General features: G+C 64.2%; 1 protein-coding gene. It reads right to left on the bottom strand.

The genetic code is table 11. The features are described from left to right. Positions 1 to 2,196, bottom strand: a 2,196-nt coding sequence (locus FEM54_RS31000; RefSeq protein WP_171045950.1) for an autotransporter-associated beta strand repeat-containing protein, incomplete at both ends; no start/stop codon positions are given.

Raw genomic sequence — 2,196 nt, 5'->3', positions numbered from 1 at the left:
CCGTTGAGCGTGCCTGCGAAGGTGTTGTCGAGGTTGCTGCCACCCACCGCCAGCGTGCTGCCGCCCGCCACTTGAATCGCGCCGGTACCGGTCAGGGTATTGAGGCTGGCATTGCCACCCAGGTTGAGGCTGGCACCGCTGCCGACGTTGACGCCGGTGGTGTTGCCCAAGGCCGCGTTACCTGTAGTGGTCACACTGCCGCCGAGCACATTGAGTGGACCGGTGAAGGTGTTGTTACCACTGAGCAGCAAGTCCGCCGCGCCATTTTTGATCAACGCTGCATTGCCGGCCAACACACCCGCCAGGGTCAGGTTGTTGTTACCGGCCACACTGAGGTCGGCATTCAAGTTGACGGCGTTCGCCAATACCAGCGGCACACTGTTATCCAACGTACTTGCTCCATTGACGGTCAAGGCGCCGGAACCCAAGCCCGTGGCATTGCCGACAGTCAGCGTACCGGCCGCGAGGGTGGTGCCGCCGCTGTAGGTATTGGCGCCGTTGAGGGTCAGGTTGGCAGTGCCGTTCTTGATCAGCGATCCGGTGCCATCAACCACACCGCCAAGCGCCAGGTCGTTGCTGCCAACCACGGTCAGCGCAGCATTGAGCGTGGTGTTATTGGCCAGCGCCACTGCGGCACTGGTATCCAGCGTCGCTGCGCCGTTGACGGCCAGGCTGCCGGTGCCAAGTGCCGAACCATTGCCCAGTACCAAGCCACCTGCGTTCAACTGCGTACCGCCGAGGTAAGCATTGTTGCCGTTGAGTGTCAGGTTGCCCGCCCCACTTTTAGCCAGGCTGCCAGCCCCGGTGACCAGCCCATCAAGGGTCAGGTCGGCGCTGCCGAGAATGCCCAGGTTGCCCGCCAGGTTCACGGCATTTGCCAGGGTGACTGCACTGCTGGTATCGAGCGTGGTGCCTGCCGCCGCATTCAGCGCGCCGGTGCCCAGCGCAGTGTTAGAGGCCAGGATCAACCCGCCGGCGTTCAATGCAGTCGGCCCTGCATAGGTGTTGTTGCCACTCAAGGTCAGGCTGGCGATGCCGTTTTTGATCAGGCTACCGGTGCCGGCCACGGTGCCGGCCAGGGTCAGCGCGTTGCTGCCGCCGACTGTCAGCGTGCCGTTGACGTTCACATCATTGGCCAGGCTGACAGCGGCATTGCTGTCCAGGGTGGTGCCATTGGACGCGGTCAACGCACCGCTGCCCAACGCACTGTTATTGCCGACCACCAACGTACCGCCATTGAGCGCGGTGCCGCCGGTGTAGGTATTGGCGCCATTGAGCACCAAGGTGCCCGCATCCAGCTTGGCCAGAGTACCGCCGCCATTGAGGGTGACGCCCAGGGTCGCGGTGGCATTCGGGTCAACGCGCACGGCAGTGTTGCCGCCGGTGCCGTTGAACAAGGTCAAGGCCCCCGCCGTGCCGCCGACCACGTTGTAGCCGTCGGTGACAAATTGCAGACCGGTAATCGCTTGGGCGCCGTCCACGCTGACAGTACCCGCCGCGCCCTGGAAGACCGCAAAGCTGTTTGGCGCCCAGGCGGCGTTGAACGAACCGTTGACGCCTGTCCAGTTGGTGGCGCCACTTGTCCAGGTACCGCTGCCGCCCTCGATGCTGCCGTTACCGGTGGTCTGGCTACCGTCCCAGAACTGCACGGTGGTGTTGCCGTTGACCAGCAGGTTGATCTGGTTGCCGATTGCTGTTTGCAGGTCCAGGTCGGTGGCCGGGATATTCACCGGCAAGCTGCCCAGCTGCAGGCCGTTATTGGTCAGGCCGCCGGTGTAGTCGATCAACCGGTAGATACCGGGGCCGAAGCCACCGATATCGCTGACATTCAGCGTGCCATCCAGGGTCAGGTTACCGCCCACATGAATCACCGCCGTGCCGCCGGTAGACGGGGCACCGAGCCCGGCATCGAGGTTGGAGTTGGTATTGAGCACCAACGAGCCGACTGTCAGGGTGTTGCCCGAGTTGACGGCCAGGTGGCCACCGTCGGCAATGTTGACGGCCCCCACCAGGGTGCCGGTGCCGCCGAGGGTGGCGCCATTAGCCACGTTCACGTTGGTACTGGCCAGCGCGCCGTTGACCAGCAGGCTGCCGGCGTTGACCTGGGTGTCACCGGTCAACACGCTGAGGCCGCCGAGGGTCAAGGCACCGCTGCCGATTTTGTTGAGACCGCCCAACCCGGCGAGTACGCCGCCT

Origin of the sequence: Pseudomonas edaphica (assembly GCF_005863185.1) — a bacterium.
GTDB lineage: Bacteria > Pseudomonadota > Gammaproteobacteria > Pseudomonadales > Pseudomonadaceae > Aquipseudomonas > Aquipseudomonas edaphica.
The sequence above is the reverse complement of the archived record's forward strand: the minus strand, read 5'-3'. Positions and strand labels throughout refer to the sequence as shown.